Here is a 16,067-nt window from a genome sequence, read left to right on the forward strand (position 1 = left end):
GGCCGGTCCGGTATATTCCGTGTGGAGTATTCGATGGCGGAAGGCGATGCGGATGGTGCTGACGCCGCTCGCCGTCACCATTCTCGGTTTACTCAACGAGCGAACGATGCACCCGTACGAGATGTACCAACTCGCCGACACCCGTCGCGGACGCCTGGTGAAGATCAGGCCGGGATCGCTCTACCACACCGTCAACAGGCTCGAGGCCGAACGCCTGGTGCGCACCACGGGCACCGATAGGGCGGGCAACCGGCCCGAGCGCACGATGTACGAGATCACGGACTCCGGGCGGGACGCCCTCGGCCGCCGGGTGAGCGACATGCTCGCCGCCCCCGCCCGGGAGTACCCGCAGTTTCCGCTCGCGCTCGCGGAGGCGCACAACCTCGAGTCTGGTGCGGTAGTAGACCTGCTGCGCGAGCGTCTCGGCCGCCTCGATCAGGAGATCGACGAACTCGTGGCCTCCGCCGACGGCAACGAGGCACCGCCGCGCATCTTCAACCTGGGGAACGAGTATCTGCTCACTGTCGCCCGCGCGGAACGCGACTGGCTCCGCGCGCTCGTGAGCGATATCGACTCCGGAACGCTGTCCTGGCTGGAATTCCTCGAAGGCCTGACATTCGCACGCCCGGACCATTCCGGTTCAGCAAAGGATTGACGATGGATACCGAGAGCACCGCACGACTTGCCGCCGCCCCGCCCGAACAGGGCAACCCCTGGCCCGCTCTGTGGGCGCTGGTCATCGGGTTCTTCATGATCCTCGTCGACAGCACCATCGTGGCGGTGGCCAACCCGGCGATCCTGACAGACCTGCGTACCGACATCACCAGCGTGGTGTGGGTCACCAGCGCCTACCTGCTGGCGTACGCGGTTCCCCTCCTCGTCACCGGCCGGCTCGGTGACCGATTCGGACCCAAGAACGTCTACCTGATCGGCCTCGTGCTGTTCACCGGCGCATCGCTGTGGTGCGGCCTGTCCGGAACCGTCACGATGCTGATCGTCGCCCGGGTGTTCCAGGGACTCGGTGCCGCGCTGATGACACCGCAGACGATGGCCGTCATCACCCGTACCTTCCCGCCTGACGGGCGCGGCAGGGCGATGGGCCTGTGGGGCGCGGTGGCGGGCGTCGCGACGTTGGTCGGTCCCCTCGCAGGCGGTGTGCTCGTGGACAACCTGGGCTGGGAATGGATCTTCATCGTCAACGTGCCGGTCGGCGTGATCGCGTTCGTGCTCGCATGGCGGCTCGTTCCCGCGCTCGAAACCCACGCGCACAAGTTCGACATCCCGGGTGTCGTGCTCAGTGCGTCGGGCATGTTCCTGCTCGTGTTCGGCATCCAGGAGGGCAGTTCGTACGACTGGTCGAGAATCGTGTGGCTGTCGATCGGCGCCGGGGTGGTCCTCATCGGGATCTTCGTCTGGTATCAGTCGTGGAATCGCAAGGAACCGTTGCTGCCGTTGAGCTTGTTCCGGGATCGCAACTTCGCCCTCGCCAACGTCGGGATCACCGCGATGGGGTTCGCGGTCACGGCCATGGTTCTGCCACTGATGTTCTACACGCAAGGCGTGCGCGGCCTGTCGCCTACGGAGTCGGCCTTGTTGCTGGTGCCGATGGCTGTCTTCACCGGTGTGTTCGCCCCGTTCGTCGGGAGGCTGGTGGACCGTACCCACCCGCGGTACATCGCCGGTACGGGCTTCCTGCTGTTCGCGATCGCGCTGGGCTGGCTGGCGATGGTCATGTCGCCCGGTGTCGCCATCTGGCAGCTGCTGCTCCCCATCGGTCTGATCGGCCTGGCCAATTCGTGTATCTGGTCCCCGCTCGCTGCCACCGCCACCCACAATCTGCCGCCGCATCAGGCGGGCGCAGGGGCCGGCGTGTACAACACCACCCGCCAGGTCGGGGCCGTGCTCGGCAGCGCCGCCATCGGCGCGCTCATTACTGCGCGGCTGTCCGCGCAGGGGATGGCAGGCGGTAGCCAGGACGCCGGTGTCGGCGAGCTGCCCGAGGTCATGAAAGACCCGTTCGCCACGGCCATGTCCCAATCGGTGTGGCTACCCGCCGCGATTCTGCTGGTCGGCTTCGTTGCGTCCGTCTGCTTCGCCCGCCCGCTGCGGGAGAAGGATTCCGACGACACCGTCGACGTCGAGACGAGCAGCGAATCGTCGCTACAGGACTGACGTTGCCGGTGTGGCAGTGTGGCGGCATGACCGATCCCGCTGTCGCATCGCACCCCACCCGACTCGAACGCGTCCGCACCGATGCGGGTGCCGAGTTCGCGACCCTCACGTTCGCCCACGGCCCGCTGAACCTTTTCGACCAGGCCATGTTCGACGCCGTCCAGGCCGATGTCCCGACTCTCACCGAAGACCCGCCGCGTGCCGTGCTGCTGCGTGCGGAGGGCAAAGTGGTGTCGGCGGGCGTCGACGTCCATCTCTTCGACGGGCTCAGCGCCGAGCAGGCTGCGGATTTGTGGCAGCAGCTGTTCGCGGACATCTGTCATCCGATCGAGGCACTGCCGTGCCCGGTGGTCTACGCCGCCCATGGACTGACCCTGACTGCGGCATTCGAGATCGCCCTCGCCTGCGACATCATTCTGGCCGCACCGAAGGCGAAGTTCGGTTTGGTCGAGACAGTGGTGGGTCTGACTCCGTCGATGGGGGGACCTCAGCGACTGGCCGAGCGTGCCGGTTCCGGCCGTGCCCGCGAACTGGTGATGACCGGAGATCTGTACGACGCCGCGACACTGCAGGGTTGGGGTGTGGTGAACGCGGTCCACGACGACGTCGACACCGAGGCCCGGGCACTGACCACGCGCCTTGCGGACGGACCGACCCGCGCCCACGATGCGACGAAACAGATCATTTCCGCATGGCGATCCGGTGGAGTGGCGCACGCCGACTCGATCACACCGGAAGTGTCCGGCGCGCTCTTCGAGACCGAAGATCTGTCGGGTGCGGTCCGCAGTTTTCTTACCGACGGGCCGGGCAAGGCCTCGTACCGAGGCCGCTAGAGTCGCCCGGACTGTGCACACGATTGTGACCGGCGTCATATAGTCGGGGCAGCGTTCCGGTCAGTCAGCGGAGGTCCACATGCCGTCGTCCCTCGTCGAGTACCCGTGCAGTTCCGCCTTCTTCCACGACGACCGGATGGCCCGCGGACGCGACGGCCTCCTCCGGTACGGCGCTCTCACGCCGTCACTCACCGAACTGCTCGACATCGCCGTGCACCGTTACGCGGGCAGGGTGGCGGTCGAGGAGGACAGTGGCCGGACGCTCACCTTCTCGCAGTTGTGGACGTCGGCGGCCCGGGTGGCCGGCGGCCTGAAAACGAGGGGAGTCGAGATCGGCGACCGGGTGGCCGTCCGGCAACCGGTGGGAGTGCGATGGGTCGAAGCCTTCCTCGGCGTCCTCCTCGCAGGCGGGGTACCGGTCGGGGTGGGTCCGGAACTGGACCGGTCCGCCACCGACACGGTCCTCGCCGACAGCGAGTCGGTGATGGTCCTCGACGGGGAGCTTCCCGACGGAATCTCGTTCATCGACGACGGCGCCGGTCCGGAGGAACTGGTGCTGCTGTCGTACACCGGTGACGGCTCGCCCAAGGGTGTCGAACTGAGCAACGAGAACGTCCTGTCCACCCTCGAATCGGTGATCCACGCGCGGCGGTTCAGCTCGGAGGGACTGCGTAACTTGCTGGTCGACCCCGAACTGCACACCGTCGGATCGCTCGTCGAATTATTGTCGACACTCGTGGTGGGCGGCACCGCCCTGTTGACGACGAGCACGGATTCCGCGTCGTGGCGTGGAACGGGCGCCGACGTTCTGACTGCGGCGCCGGCCACCCTCCTGCGTGCGGTCGAGGAGTCCCCGGTGACCAACTTCGGTCGTCGGGCAGTGCGGTGGATCGACTACAGCGGCGCCGGCCTGTCCGTCGAGCAGGCCCAGTTCCTGCGCAGAACATTCCCGGCCGCCAAGCACTTCCTGGGGTGGGGGATGACCGAAACGTGCGGCGCCGGACTGGCCCTTCCCGACGAATGTGCATTGACCCACGCCGGAAGTGTGGGAATCGCGTTCGGTGGAATGGAGGTGGCGCTGTTCGGCCCGGAAGCGCAGCACGGATTCGGTGAATTGTGCTGTCGGGGACCGGGTGTGACACGTGGCTACTGGAACCGCCCGGAGGCCACCGCACGGAGCTTCATGGGTGGCTGGTTTCACACCGGCGACACCGCGAGTATCGACGGCGACGGCTTCGTCCGTATCGTCGAACGCGACGTCGCCGCCTAGGCGCCGAGAAAGCAGGCACCATTCCCGTGAACCTCCCCGTCGCCGAGTTGCACATGCACATCGAGGGGTCGCTCGAACCCGAGCTGATCTTCGGGCTCGCCGAACGCAACGCGGTGCCACTGCCGTACGCGGACCTGGACGATCTGCGTTCGCGGTACGAATTCACCGACCTGCAGTCCTTCCTCGATCTCTACTTCGCCAACATGCAGGTTCTGCGGACCGCCCAGGATTTCGCCGACCTGACCCGCGCCTACTTCGCCCGGGCATCGGCGGCCGGTGTGGCGCACGTCGAGTTCTTCTTCAATCCGCAGGCGCACATCAATCGTGGTGTGCCGCTGACCGAAGTTCTCGACGGAATCATGGACGCTGTCGCCGGCAGCGAGCGCGAGTTCGGGCTCAGTAGTGCGGCTATCGCTGCAATTCTGCGTGACCGTCCGGTCAGCGAAGCGGAGGAGATGTTCTCGGAGATTCTTCGGTTGCAGTCTCCGATCATCGGGCTGGGACTCGATTCGGCGGAGAAGGGCAATCCGCCGTCACTGTTCGAGGACGTCTTCGCCCGCGCCCGCGCGGAAGGATTGCACGTGGTGGCGCACGCCGGCGAAGAGGGTCCGCCGGAGTACATCTGGCAGGCGCTCGACCTCCTCGGTGCCGAGCGCATCGACCACGGCGTGCGAGCCCTCGAGGACCCGGCGCTCGTCGAACGACTGGTGGACGAGGAGATTCCCCTCACCGTGTGCCCGCTGTCCAACGTGCGCTTGTGCGTTGTCGACTCCCTCGCCGAGCATCCTCTGCGGACCATGCTCGACGCCGGACTGGTGGTCACCGTGAACTCCGACGATCCCGCCTATTTCGGTGGATACGTCGACGACAATTTCGCTCAGCTGCGTGATCAGCTCGGGCTCACGGACGCCGAACAAGACACGTTGGCGCGCAACTCCATCAAGGCCTCGTTCGCGACCGAGGCACGCAAAGCGGAACTTCTCCGGCGCTGAGGTTCAGTCGGTCAGCCCGGCGTCGCCGACACTGGTGACGGCCGCCAGCACGTCGCGATCGCGCCCGAAAGGGCCCACCACGCAGAGCCCGACCGGGATTCCGTCGTCCGTGCGTAGGGGCACCGTTGCACTGGGAAGGCCGGAGATGGTCGCCAGCGAGGTGAGCATTCCGGTGGTGCGCATGATGTTCCGGAAGCGTTCGCCGCTCGGGTCGTTCTGCCTCGGCGGCGCAGCCGAGGAGGTCGCAGGCAGCACGAGCAGACTGTTCCCGATGAAACGGGTGATTGTGTCGGAGGCCTCGGCCAGCACTCTCATCTGGCGGGCGTACGTCGAGTCCCAGATCCGCCCTGCGGCGGCGAAATTGCGGCGCGGTTCGTCACTGAGCGAGGTGATCGCCTGCCCGATCCACTCGCCGTGCAGCCGCCACGCCTCGTACCCCTGCACGTCGCTGACGGCGTCGTACCAGTCGGGTAACCGGCCGATGTCCGTGTCGGTGCGCACGAGTCGCGGCAGGCTGCTCTTCTCCCAGGCGGTGAGTGCGCGCCGCACCGCAGCGAGGACACCGGCGTCGGCGACGGCATTGATTCCGTCCGAACTCAGCGCCGTGGCGAAGGGGCGCTCCGCTGTGAGCGGAAGCAGCACGCCCGACACGGCTGCGAGAGTGTCGATGTCGCTGCACACCCACGCTGGAGTGTCGAAGGTCGGGCAGAGGGGAAGGAGGCCTTCACTGGACACGGCACTGCGCGACGGCGAGAACCCGTACAGGCCTTGATACGACGCGGGGATGCGGACGGACCCGGTGGTGTCGATTCCGAGTCCGATGTCGGCCTCGCCCTGAGCGACCGCACTCGCCGCCCCCGACGTTGCTCCGCCCGGTAAGCGGTCCTCCGCCCGTGGATTCGGCGGCGTCCCGAACTGCTGATTGACACCCGAATGGCCGTAACCGAGGTCGTCGGTCTGAGCAATACCCACGACCTCGGCGCCGTGCTCGAGAAGACGTGCCACCGCTATGGCGGTGGTGGTTTCGACGGGCGCCCCGGCCAGCCACCGCCCACTGCCTGCCCCGATCTGCCTGCCGGCCACGGCATACAGGTCGGTGACTGCAACCCGTAGTCCGGCAAGCGCGCCGTCACCGGTCGGCGCGACGAGCGGAGCGCCCTGCAGACGCCACGTCGCCTTGTCGGTGGGCACGAACTCGGAGGTGCCTGCGTTCGGGTCGAACAGGCTGCCGTCGGGCAACGGGGGGACTTCCGGGTCGTGGAGGCGTTCGCCGCAGGCGCCGAGCACGGTGACGCCGAGCGCTGCCGCTCCGGAGATTCCGGCAACGCGGAGAAATGCGCGACGATCGAAAGATCGACTGGGGGGCACCTAGACCACGTTAGCGACCGAGGACCTGCTGCAGGTACGCGTTGCCGAACATTCGCGCGGAATCGTACTTGTCGCGTGCGGAGACGAACCTGTCGAAGTCGGGGTAGGTGGTGCGCAGGTCGTCGGCCGTGCGGCCGTGCATCTTTCCCCAATGCGGACGGCCGTCCACCGCGCGGGCTATGGCTTCGACCGCCGTGAAGTAGGGCTCGTGGTCGCGGCGGTAGTACTGATGGACCGCGATGTATGCCGTGTTCCGGCCGTTCGCCGTCGACAACCACACGTCGTCCGCGGCGGCAAACCGCACCTCTACGGGGAACGCCACCGTGAAACCGGAATTCTCGACCCACGAATCGATGGCGGCGAGGGCATCGGGGAGTGCCTCGACGGGTACCGCGTACTCCATCTCGCGGAACTTCACCCGCCGCTGCGACGCGAAGACGCGATAACTCCGATCCGTGTACTCGCGTGTGCCCAGAACGCGACAGGAGAGCTGGTTGATCTTCGGGATCGCCGACGGCGCAAGGGTAGCCACCCGATTGATGCCCTCGAAGACGACATTCGCGAGCACCTCGTCGTCGACGTAGGCGCGGAGCGGGTGAAGGGGCGAGATCGGAGTGTCGCCGGGCAGCCGGGTATTGCGCTTGGTGAGCACCCGCCGAGTGTGGGGAAACCAGTAGAACTCGAAATGGTCCACCCCGGTGCGGTCGTGGTCGAGCCGATCGAGCGTCGAGTCCAATGACCCGGGCGCCTCCACAGCGTGTATCACGAAGTGCGCGACGCACTGCAACGTGACCTTGGAGATGATTCCCACAGCGCCGAGGCCCAGACGCGCAGCCTCGAACAAGTCGGGATTCTCGGCCGGCGAACATTCGACGATCGAACCGTCGGCCAGCACCACCTGCAATGCGCGGACCTGAGTGGCGAGGCCACCGAAACGCCCTCCGGTGCCGTGGGTGCCGGTCGAGAGGGCGCCCGCCACCGATTGCACATCGATGTCGCCGAGATTGATCATGGCCAATCCGCGGTGCCACAGTTGTTCGTTCAGCTCGTACAACCGGGTGCCCGCGAATACGGTGACGAGAGCGCCTGCACGGTCGTCGAGCGTCACGGATTCGATTCCGGACAGATTGTCGAGGCTGACGAGAATCCCGTCCGTGACTGCGACCCCGGTGAACGAATGCGCAGCTCCCACCGCCTTCACGCGAAGCCCTCGCTCCGCGGCCTCGGATACCAGGGCGCTCAGCTCGTCGACGGAACGGGGCGTCGCATAACGGTACGGGCTTGCCGTTTCGGTGCCCGCCCAGTTGTGCCACGTGTCCTGTCCCATGGGCTCATCATGAACCTGGACGCTCGTCCAGGCAATGACGGCTCCTGCGCAACCCCGTGTTGTCCCGTGCCGGTACGGCCTCAGGTCCTACGATCGGAGAATGCTGAACAGGCTCCCCGCGGACGAACGTCGCGCTCAACTCGTCGAATCGGCCCTCTCCATCGCGGAGCAACGCGGCGTCGCTTCGGTCACGGTTCGAGCCGTAGCCGAGGAGGCCGGCGTGTCGCTCGGGGTGGTGCATTACTGCTTCGAGAGCAAGGAAGAGTTGCTCGCCGCAATGGGGGAGAGCCTGATATTGCAGCTCAGCGAATCGATGAGGCTGGCTTTCGGGCAGGTGCGGCACGCGTCGGACCTGCGGGGGGCCGCGGGATTGCGTGAACTTCTCCACATCGGGATCAGCGGGATGTGGCCGATTATCGAGGCCACCCCGGACCAGCAGCTACTCACCTACGAAATCACCGCCCAGGCGCTCCGGCATCGCGCCTCCGGTAGTGAACGGGCGGGCGACATCGCCGGGCGGCAATACCGCACCATGGACCATGAGGCCATCGAGTTCCTCGCGGAGTGTGCGCGGATTGCCGACGTCGGCTGGAGCACGCCCGTCGAGTCCATCGCGCGTTTCGGCCTGGCCATGCTGGACGGGTTGGTGCTGCGGTGGCTCGTCGACCGCGACAGCGAGGCCATGATCGCGGCGCTCGACGACCTGGTGCACATCATCGCGTCGAAGGCCGTCGAGCACTCCTGATCCTGGGGACTCGACCGACCGAGACAATCTGGACAATCGTCCAACACGGTGGTTCACTGACGGTTCGAGTCAGCCTCCCGCGGCAACGATTGGACGAACCGTGACCCCCACGCTCGACCGCCTCATCGCCTCCACGGCGGAGGTCGATCCACCGTTGGCCGCGGTCGACCTACCGACCCTGCGCGCCAACGCGCAGGATCTCGTGCGACGAGCCGGGGGTACACCGGTCCGCGTCGCCAGCAAGTCGGTACGCTGCCGCGCGGTCCTCGAGGTCGCGCTCGGCCGAAGTCTTACGGCCGACAACGGGTTTCGCGGCATCATGACGTACTCGCTGCGCGAAGCCATGTGGCTCGCCCGCTCCGGCGCCCAGGACATTCTCATGGGATATCCCACCGCGGACCGCGGCGCGCTCGCCGAACTGGCGTCCGACCCCGTTCTTCTCGACCGAATCACGCTGATGGTCGACAGCGACGAGCACCTCGACCTCATCGCCGCCGCAGCAGGCACCGAATCCGTCCCCGCCAGGCTGTGCATCGACGTGGACGCGTCGCTGCGCCTCGGGCCCGTGCATGTGGGAGTACGCCGTTCACCGCTGCGCCTACCGTCGCAGGTCGCCGGTCTCGCCACGCGCGCCGAGAAGCGCGGATTCGCCGTCGTCGGGGTGATGTTCTACGAGGCCCAGATCGCCGGGTTACCCGACTCCAGCCTGCCGGTGAGATGGGTCAAACGCGCGTCGGCGAAGGAACTCGCCACCCGTCGCAGCGCCGTCGTGGATGCGGTGCAGACGGCTGTGGGGACCCTCTCCATCGTGAACAGCGGAGGCACCGGCTCCCTGGAGGTGAGCTCGGCAGACCCGGTGGTCACCGAGGTGACCGCCGGATCGGGTCTGTACGTTCCCACCTTGTTCGACCGGTACCGGTCCTTCCGTCCGCATCCCGCCCTGTACTTCGCACTGCCTGCGGTCCGCCGACCTGCGCCCGCAATCGCCACCTTGCTCGGCGGCGGCTACATCGCTTCCGGACCTGCAGGCTCCGCCCGCGTGCCCAGGCCCGTGTGGCCCACCGGCCTGGCTCTGCTGCGCAACGAAGGTGCCGGGGAGGTACAGACACCCGTGACCGGGAGGGCGGCACGGTCACTCGCGGTCGGCGACCGCGTGTCGTTTCGGCACGCGAAGGCGGGTGAGCTGTGCGAACGATTCACCGAGCTGCATCTTGTCGAGTCGGACGGCTCCCGCACCGTGGTACCTACCTATCGCGGCGAAGGTCAGTGCTTCGGTTGATCCGTGCACAGGCGCATGAAGGCGCCGAGTTCGGTCAACCCTTCCGGTGTGCTCGGCATGTACCGCGTCAGGGATTCCGATCGGACGATGACGGCAGCCCACTTGCCGCGGGAGACGGCCACATTCATCCGGTTACGGGACAGCAGGAACGACATACCGCGGGGCACATCCTCGATCGCGGACGCCGTCATCGACACGATAGCGACGGCCGCCTCGCGTCCCTGGAACTTGTCGACCGTTCCCACCTCTACCTTGTCGAGTCCGACCGCCGCGAGATCCCGCTCGATGAGCGCCACCTGGGCGTTGTACGGCGCCACCACCAGAATGTCGGATTCGCCCAGTGGGCGCGTGCCGTCGAACTCGCTGGGGTCGGTCCACCCGGCCCCGAGCAGCTTGGTGATCCGATTGACCACTTCCCGCGATTCCTCGGGTGATTGGGTGGCATTGCCCTGATGATCGACGACGACCGTGTGCACTCCTGGTTCCATGCCGTCCAGTCTTCTCGCGGTGCTTGCCGTTTCCTGAGACCGAAGCTTCCCGTCATACGACAGCACCGACACCGGTGCGCACAGCTGCGGGTGCATCCGCCAGGTGCGTTCGAGGAAGTAGCCCCGGCTCGGGGGTAGCGCACCGTGCCCCTCGGCGAGCCAGCCCAGCGCGGACGTGTCCACGGGTTCGGGATGAGTGCCTTGACTGACCTGCGGAAGCTGCTGCGGGTCACCGAGTAGCAGGAGGTTACGGGCAGCGCCGCCGACCGCGATGGTGTTGGCCAGCGCGAACTGTCCGGCCTCGTCGATCACCAGAAGATCGAGACTTTCGGGTGGCACCCGATCGGTATTCGCGAAATCCCAGGCCGTACCCCCGATCACGCATCCGGTGGTCTCCGCCTCGGCGATGAATCCGGGATAGTCGTTGGAGCCGATCTCCGTCCACGTTGCAGCGCGGTGCCGTCCGTCCTTTTTCGCCACCAACTCCGCGGGCACGCCGGCTTTGACGATACCGCCGAGCATGTTCTCGATGACCGAATGTGATTGCGCCACAACTCCCACCCGCCAGTGGTGTTGCTCGACGAGAGTCTTGATCACGCGGGCGCCGGTGTAGGTCTTGCCGGTGCCGGGCGGCCCCTGAACGGCGACGTAGGAACTGTCGAGGTCGAGGAGGGCGGCGGTGATGGCCGCCGCGTAGTCGGTGCCCTGAATCGATGGAAGCGCTCGTCCGCTCCGGGTCCGAGGGTCGAAGCGCCGCAGGATGTCTGCCGACGCGCACAGGGGAAGGTCGGGCAGGACTTCGCACATTGTGTCGGCTGCGGACGCAACAGCCGATTCGATGCGGTCCGTCGTGATCGGCGGACCGGGGGTGACGGCCACCGGCAGCTCGGCATACTCCTCGCCGCCGAGAAGCTCCTCGACCGTCACGACGTCGCGGCGACGCTCGTCCTTGGCGACCTCGAGCACGCTGACGGTGGACGTCCCCCTCTGCTGAGGGTTGTCACCCGCGACCGCCTCGGGTGCGGGAGTGTCGTACAGCGCGTACATCGTGGTCTTGGGGCCGACGGTGCTGCCCGTTCCGAAGCGTCCGGTGAGTGTCAGGCGCCGACGAAGCTTGCGTTGCCGCGGTGTGCTCTTGTGCCAGGTCTCCTCGACGGCGGCCGTGGCGACCACCAGAACGTCCCGAATGTCCGACAGCTCGTCGGCAGGGACGACGAGACGGTCGAAGTGCGCCCACCAGAAGGGCTTCCGCTCCCGGCGGTGATATCCGACCGCGGCCGCCATGAGGGCGGCCGCCTGCTGATCGTGCCCGCGGGTGTCGCCGGTTCCGGAGCCGGCGAACTGTCGTAGAGCCGATTCCGTGGGCGTCGACTCGTCCGCGGCGGGAGAGGATGCCGCGCCCGGCGGCCGGAGAGCGACACCATACTTCTCGGCCTGGGACAGCAACCAGTTCCGCAATCTCAGTGTGGAATCGCAGTCGTACTCGTTGTAGTCGGCGATGCCTTGCAGCAGGTCGCGGGCCTCGTCGAGGCGGCCGTTGTCACGGTGATCGCAATAATCGGCGTAGGCGACCACGGACGCCGCGGCATTGGTGACGTCTCCGTCGCGCGGCTGCTCGGGCATGTACAGCGGTTCGAGTTTCTTGATGCTGTAGGAACGTTCGCCGATGCGCAGGGCTGAGCGGACCACGGGATACAGGTCGACGAGAACGTTGTCGCGCAACAGATTGTCGACGCACTCCTCACCGACTCCGTGGCGCCCCGCCAGCCGTAGCAGCGCCGACTTCTCGTACGCGGCGTAATGGTAGATGTGCATGTCGGGGTAGCGGGCGCGGCGGTCCATGACGTAGTCGAGGAAGTCGACGAGGGCCTGACGCTCCTCGGCGCGGCTGTGTGCCCAGAAGGGCCGGAACACCGGGGCGGCGGACTTCTCGCCCGCCGTCGGCCCCTCGACGACACCGAAAAGGTACTCGAGACCCCAGTCGGACGAGCCGTCCTCGGCCCACAGCGGGTCTCCCTCGAAGTCGAAGAAAATGTCCCCGTCGTCCGGTGCGGGCAACCCGCCGAGTGCGCCGGGCGAGTACACCTCGAATTCGGGTGTTCCCGATGCCTCCTGCCGTAGCTGCAGCGCGGCCTGGGCGCGGAGCGAGTCGAGACTGCGCTCGGCGAGACCGTCGACGTTACCCGTGTGCGCTGCAAGCGCATCGATGGTGTCGATACCGCCCGCGATCAGCCGACTCCGCTGCGTCGAACGCATCCCGGCCACGAGCAGGAGGTCGCGGTGCCCCTCTACCTCCGGCCCGCAGGTGTCGCACCGGCCGCACGCCGTGTACCGGGGATCACCCCACTCGGTGAGCGACTGCTCGTCGCGGTGTTCGTCGAGTACCCGTTCGAGGGCGGACCGGCGGGCGGAATACACCGGCGCGATGTCACCGAGGGAGTGCGACGAGTCGCTGTCGTCGCCCAGCAGCAGGTGCACCTCCGGGGAGGTGGGAATGCCGTTGCGCTGCAAGGCTTCCGCGTACGCGGCGAGTTGCAGGAGGGCTGACACCTTGGCGTGTCGGGAGAGCTTCGTGTCGTAGACGGCGTACGTGTCACCGTCGCGGACGAGAAAGTCGCAGAAACCCAGGAAGCGGCCGTCGAAGAACGTTCCCTGGTACACGACGTCGGCACCGGCCCGGATCGCCTCGACGGTAGCGGAATTGGCCTCGAACAAGCCGAGCGCGGTGTAGTCGGGGCGATCGATCGTGACCACTCCGTCACCGAAGACAGCGCGGAACTGCTCGAGCCTGCGGTGTTCGTGTGCGTCACCGAGGCTGGAGGTGCGCCGCAGCATGGGGTCGTCGGAAGGGGAACAGGCCGCGCCGGCCGCCGCGAACCCGAGGGTGGCGTCCAGTCGACGCAGCAAGGCGAACTCGCACGTGGCAGCCGCGGCGAGATCACTCGCGCTGTAGACGATCGTGTCGTCGAGGAGGAACACAGCTATGTCCCCAGTTCTGCCGGTGAGTTCACGCGCCCGATTGTGCCATCGGGGTGTGACAGCCCCAGAATGGCAGCCATGCCATTCTTCGACGGCCACTCCGGGCGAGTGCACTACCGGCATTGGCCGGCCGACAATCCGGTCGCCCAGCTCGTGTTCTTTCACGGGATGGGTCAGCACACGGGTCACTACCATCGCTTCGCGCGCGCCCTGACGTCGGCAGGTATCGGCGTGTGGGGCATCGACCAGGCAGGACACGGCCTGTCCGAAGGCGACCAGCCGGGATCCGTCGCGGAACTGGCCGAGGACGGCGCGCTCCTCACCGCCCTCGCCGAAGAAAGCGCACCACACGTCCCGACGGCGTTGATGGGACATTCGCTCGGTGCCGCCGTCTCGATGGAACTCCTCGCGCGTGGCAACGCGGGCTTCCGGTGCGCGATTCTGTGCGGAACACCGAAGTCCGCCGCCGCGGCGCAGACGGCGGACATGTTGGGCCTTCTCGAGATGCCGCTGCTCGTCGTGCACGGCGTGGACGACCGCATCGCACCCATCGACCCGATCCGGTCATGGGCGACGGGAATCGCCGGCCTCGAGTTTCGGGAGTTCGACGACGCCGGCCACGACCTACTGCACGAGAAGGTTCACCCCGCTGTCACCGCGGTGGTACGCGACTTCATCCTGGACGCCGCTGTGCGCCCGTGAGCGGCCGAGGAGTCGATGCACTCCTCGGCCACTCACGGGCGGCGAGCCGGTTACGCGTAGATGGCCTCGATGGCCGCGCCGTGTTCCTTGTGGATGACGTTGCGCTTGAGCTTCAGCGTGGGGGTGAGTTCGCCGGTTTCCTGCGAGAAATCGACCTCGAGGATCCGGTACTTCTTGATCCGTTCCGGGTTGGACACCTTCTTGTTGCCCTCGGCCACGGCCTCGTCGATCTCCGCGACCAGGTCCGGGTTCTTGACCAGTTCGGACACCGGTGTGTCGGCGGCCAGCCCGTGACGTTCTTTCCAGCCGGGGAGGGTCTCGGCGTCGAGGGTGATGAGCGCCCCGATGAACGGCTTACCGTCGCCGACCACGAGGCACTGGCTGATCAGCGGATGTGCGCGCAGGGCGTCCTCGAGGACCGCCGGCGCCACGTTCTTGCCGCCCGCGGTGACGATGATTTCCTTCTTGCGGCCGGTGATCGAGATGAATCCCTCTTCGTCGATCGACCCGAGGTCACCTGTGTGGAACCAGCCGTCGCGGATCGAGTCGGCGGTGGCCTGGTCGTTGTGCCAGTACCCACTGAAGACGACGGGTCCCTTGACGAGCAGCTCACCGTCCTCCCCGATCTTCGCGGCATGGCCGTCGATCGGCTTGCCGACCGTGCCGATCTTCTGCGCGGACGTGGTGTTCACGGAGATGGCGGCGCTGGTCTCGGTGAGACCGTAACCCTCGTACACGGGAATGCCGACGCCACGGAAGAAGTGGCCGAGCCGGGCACCGAGAGCCGCACCACCGGAGACGGCACGGTCGCATTCGCCACCGAGCGCGGTGCGCAGCTTCGAGTACACCAGCTTGTCGAACAGCGCGTGCTTGAGCTTGAGCCCGAGGCCGGCGCCACCCTTGTCCTGAGCCTCGCTGTACGCGATGGCGGTGGCGGATGCCTTCTCGAAGATGCTGCCCTTGCCGCCGTCGTACGCCTTCTGCTTCGCGGAGTTGTAGACCTTCTCGAACACGCGGGGAACCGACAGGATGAAGTGCGGCTTGAACGCGGCGAACTGGTCGAGCAGCGTCGTCAGATCCGCGGTGTGTGCAACGGTGACCTTCGCATCGAAGGCGCCGAACGAGATGGCGCGGGCGAAGACGTGCGCGAGCGGCAGGAACATCAGGGTGCGGCGGCCCGCGTACATCGCATCGGAGAGCGCCAGCTTCACGGCAGCGGACTCGGCGTAGAAGTTGGCGTGCGTCAACTGCACGCCCTTGGGCCGGCCTGTGGTGCCGGAGGTGTAGATGAGGGTGGCGGGCGACGATGCGCGCACCTGGTGACGACGTTCGTGCAACTGCTCGTCCGTGACGCTCTGCCCACGCTTCGTCAGTTCCTCGATAGCCCCGGATGATTCCCCCGTCGCTTCGCTCGCCCCGCCTTCGATCTGCAGCACCTCCCGCAGATCCGTCGCCTCGTCGGTGACGACCCGCAAGGCCTGCGCGTGCTTGGCGTTCTCGACCACGAGCAGCGATGTGCCGGAATCCTCGAGGATCCACTTGGCCTGATCGGGCGCGGACGTCTCGTAGATGGCGACGGTGCAACCGCCGGCCGTCCAGATCGCGTAGTCGATGACAACCCACTCGTACCGGGTCGCGGACAGGATCGCGACACGATCACCGAGTTCGATGCCGGACGCGATCAGACCCTTCGCGACTGCCGAGACCTGCTTCGCGAACTCGGCGGCGGTGACGTCCGTCCAGCCGCCGTTACTCGGACGCTTGAACGGTACGAACGTCGGATCCTCCTCGGCATGACGGAAGACCGAGTCGGCCATAGAGGCGTCCTCCGGAATTGAGAACGACTGCGGTACCGAAAACTCTCGCACTATGACCCCTCCACTGAAACAACATGACGGATGTGCATTCGATC

12 protein-coding genes are annotated in these 16,067 nt (G+C 66.7%); 8 read left to right on the forward strand and 4 right to left on the reverse strand.

Annotation, left to right across the window (positions count from 1 at the left end; translation table 11 throughout):
• Positions 1–52: 52 nt before the first annotated feature.
• The 5 genes from JQT59_RS17100 (at position 53) to JQT59_RS17120 (ending at position 5,267) form a co-directional block, all read left to right on the forward strand.
• Positions 53–655 carry a PadR family transcriptional regulator gene (locus JQT59_RS17100; RefSeq protein WP_213577085.1) on the forward strand — a complete coding sequence of 201 codons (603 nt, stop codon included), beginning with the start codon at positions 53–55 and terminating at the stop codon, positions 653–655.
• A gap of 2 nt (positions 656–657) precedes the next feature.
• Positions 658–2,172, forward strand: coding sequence for an MFS transporter (locus JQT59_RS17105; protein ID WP_213577086.1), 1,515 nt, complete (start codon positions 658–660; stop codon positions 2,170–2,172).
• Between the two features lie 26 nt (positions 2,173–2,198).
• The gene (locus tag JQT59_RS17110) at positions 2,199–3,005 is read left to right on the forward strand and encodes an enoyl-CoA hydratase/isomerase family protein (RefSeq protein ID WP_213577087.1); all 807 of its coding nucleotides are present in this window, start codon (positions 2,199–2,201) and stop codon (positions 3,003–3,005) included.
• Positions 3,006–3,084: 79 nt separating this feature from the next.
• Positions 3,085–4,275, forward strand: coding sequence for a class I adenylate-forming enzyme family protein (locus tag JQT59_RS17115; RefSeq protein WP_213577088.1), 1,191 nt, complete (start codon positions 3,085–3,087; stop codon positions 4,273–4,275).
• Positions 4,276–4,301: 26 nt separating this feature from the next.
• Positions 4,302–5,267, forward strand: coding sequence for an adenosine deaminase (locus JQT59_RS17120; protein ID WP_213577089.1), 966 nt, complete (start codon positions 4,302–4,304; stop codon positions 5,265–5,267).
• Between the two features lie 3 nt (positions 5,268–5,270).
• On the opposite strand, the gene JQT59_RS17125 is transcribed toward JQT59_RS17120, so the two are convergent.
• Together JQT59_RS17125 and JQT59_RS17130 are read right to left on the reverse strand one after the other, a co-directional pair.
• Entirely contained in the window at positions 5,271–6,635 is a 1,365-nt protein-coding gene (locus JQT59_RS17125; protein ID WP_213577090.1) for an amidase family protein, read from the reverse strand.
• A 10-nt stretch (positions 6,636–6,645) separates the two neighbouring features.
• Positions 6,646–7,962, reverse strand: a complete 1,317-nt coding sequence (locus JQT59_RS17130) for a D-arabinono-1,4-lactone oxidase (RefSeq protein WP_213577091.1) — start codon at positions 7,960–7,962, stop codon at positions 6,646–6,648.
• A 100-nt stretch (positions 7,963–8,062) separates the two neighbouring features.
• Here JQT59_RS17130 and JQT59_RS17135 point away from each other — a divergent pair, with 100 nt between their 5' ends.
• Positions 8,063–8,707, forward strand: coding sequence for a TetR/AcrR family transcriptional regulator (locus JQT59_RS17135; RefSeq protein ID WP_213577092.1), 645 nt, complete (start codon positions 8,063–8,065; stop codon positions 8,705–8,707).
• A 100-nt stretch (positions 8,708–8,807) separates the two neighbouring features.
• Positions 8,808–9,986: an amino acid deaminase/aldolase gene (locus JQT59_RS17140; protein WP_213577093.1), complete on the forward strand. Its 1,179-nt coding sequence runs from the start codon at positions 8,808–8,810 to the stop codon at positions 9,984–9,986.
• Here the strand turns inward: JQT59_RS17140 and JQT59_RS17145 are convergent.
• Positions 9,971–13,453 carry a TM0106 family RecB-like putative nuclease gene (locus JQT59_RS17145; RefSeq protein ID WP_213577094.1) on the reverse strand — a complete coding sequence of 1,161 codons (3,483 nt, stop codon included), beginning with the start codon at positions 13,451–13,453 and terminating at the stop codon, positions 9,971–9,973. The genes JQT59_RS17140 and JQT59_RS17145 overlap by 16 nt on opposite strands.
• Before the next feature lie 78 nt (positions 13,454–13,531).
• On the opposite strand from JQT59_RS17145, the gene JQT59_RS17150 reads away from it, so the two are divergent.
• On the forward strand, positions 13,532–14,155 hold the full coding sequence (locus JQT59_RS17150) for an alpha/beta hydrolase (protein ID WP_213577095.1): 624 nt from the start codon (positions 13,532–13,534) through the stop codon (positions 14,153–14,155).
• 50 nt (positions 14,156–14,205) lie between these two features.
• Here JQT59_RS17150 and JQT59_RS17155 read toward each other — a convergent pair whose 3' ends face one another.
• A complete protein-coding gene (locus JQT59_RS17155; protein WP_213577096.1) occupies positions 14,206–16,023 on the reverse strand; it encodes an AMP-dependent synthetase/ligase in 1,818 nt (605 codons plus the stop codon).
• Positions 16,024–16,067 lie beyond the last annotated feature (44 nt).

The organism is Rhodococcus sp. USK13 (genome assembly GCF_018343855.1).
Lineage (GTDB): Bacteria > Actinomycetota > Actinomycetes > Mycobacteriales > Mycobacteriaceae > Rhodococcus_F > Rhodococcus_F oxybenzonivorans.

Bases quoted from the DNA above. Each gene is read 5' to 3' on its own strand.
- JQT59_RS17130 (WP_213577091.1), bottom strand. From the start codon at position 7,962: ATGGGACAGGACACGTGGCACAACTGGGCGGGCACCGAAACGGCAAGC.
- JQT59_RS17150 (WP_213577095.1), top strand. From the start codon at position 13,532: ATGCCATTCTTCGACGGCCACTCCGGGCGAGTGCACTACCGGCATTGG.
- JQT59_RS17135 (WP_213577092.1), top strand. From the start codon at position 8,063: ATGCTGAACAGGCTCCCCGCGGACGAACGTCGCGCTCAACTCGTCGAA.
- JQT59_RS17110 (WP_213577087.1), top strand. From the start codon at position 2,199: ATGACCGATCCCGCTGTCGCATCGCACCCCACCCGACTCGAACGCGTC.
- JQT59_RS17105 (WP_213577086.1), top strand. From the start codon at position 658: ATGGATACCGAGAGCACCGCACGACTTGCCGCCGCCCCGCCCGAACAG.
- JQT59_RS17100 (WP_213577085.1), top strand. From the start codon at position 53: ATGGTGCTGACGCCGCTCGCCGTCACCATTCTCGGTTTACTCAACGAG.
- JQT59_RS17115 (WP_213577088.1), top strand. From the start codon at position 3,085: ATGCCGTCGTCCCTCGTCGAGTACCCGTGCAGTTCCGCCTTCTTCCAC.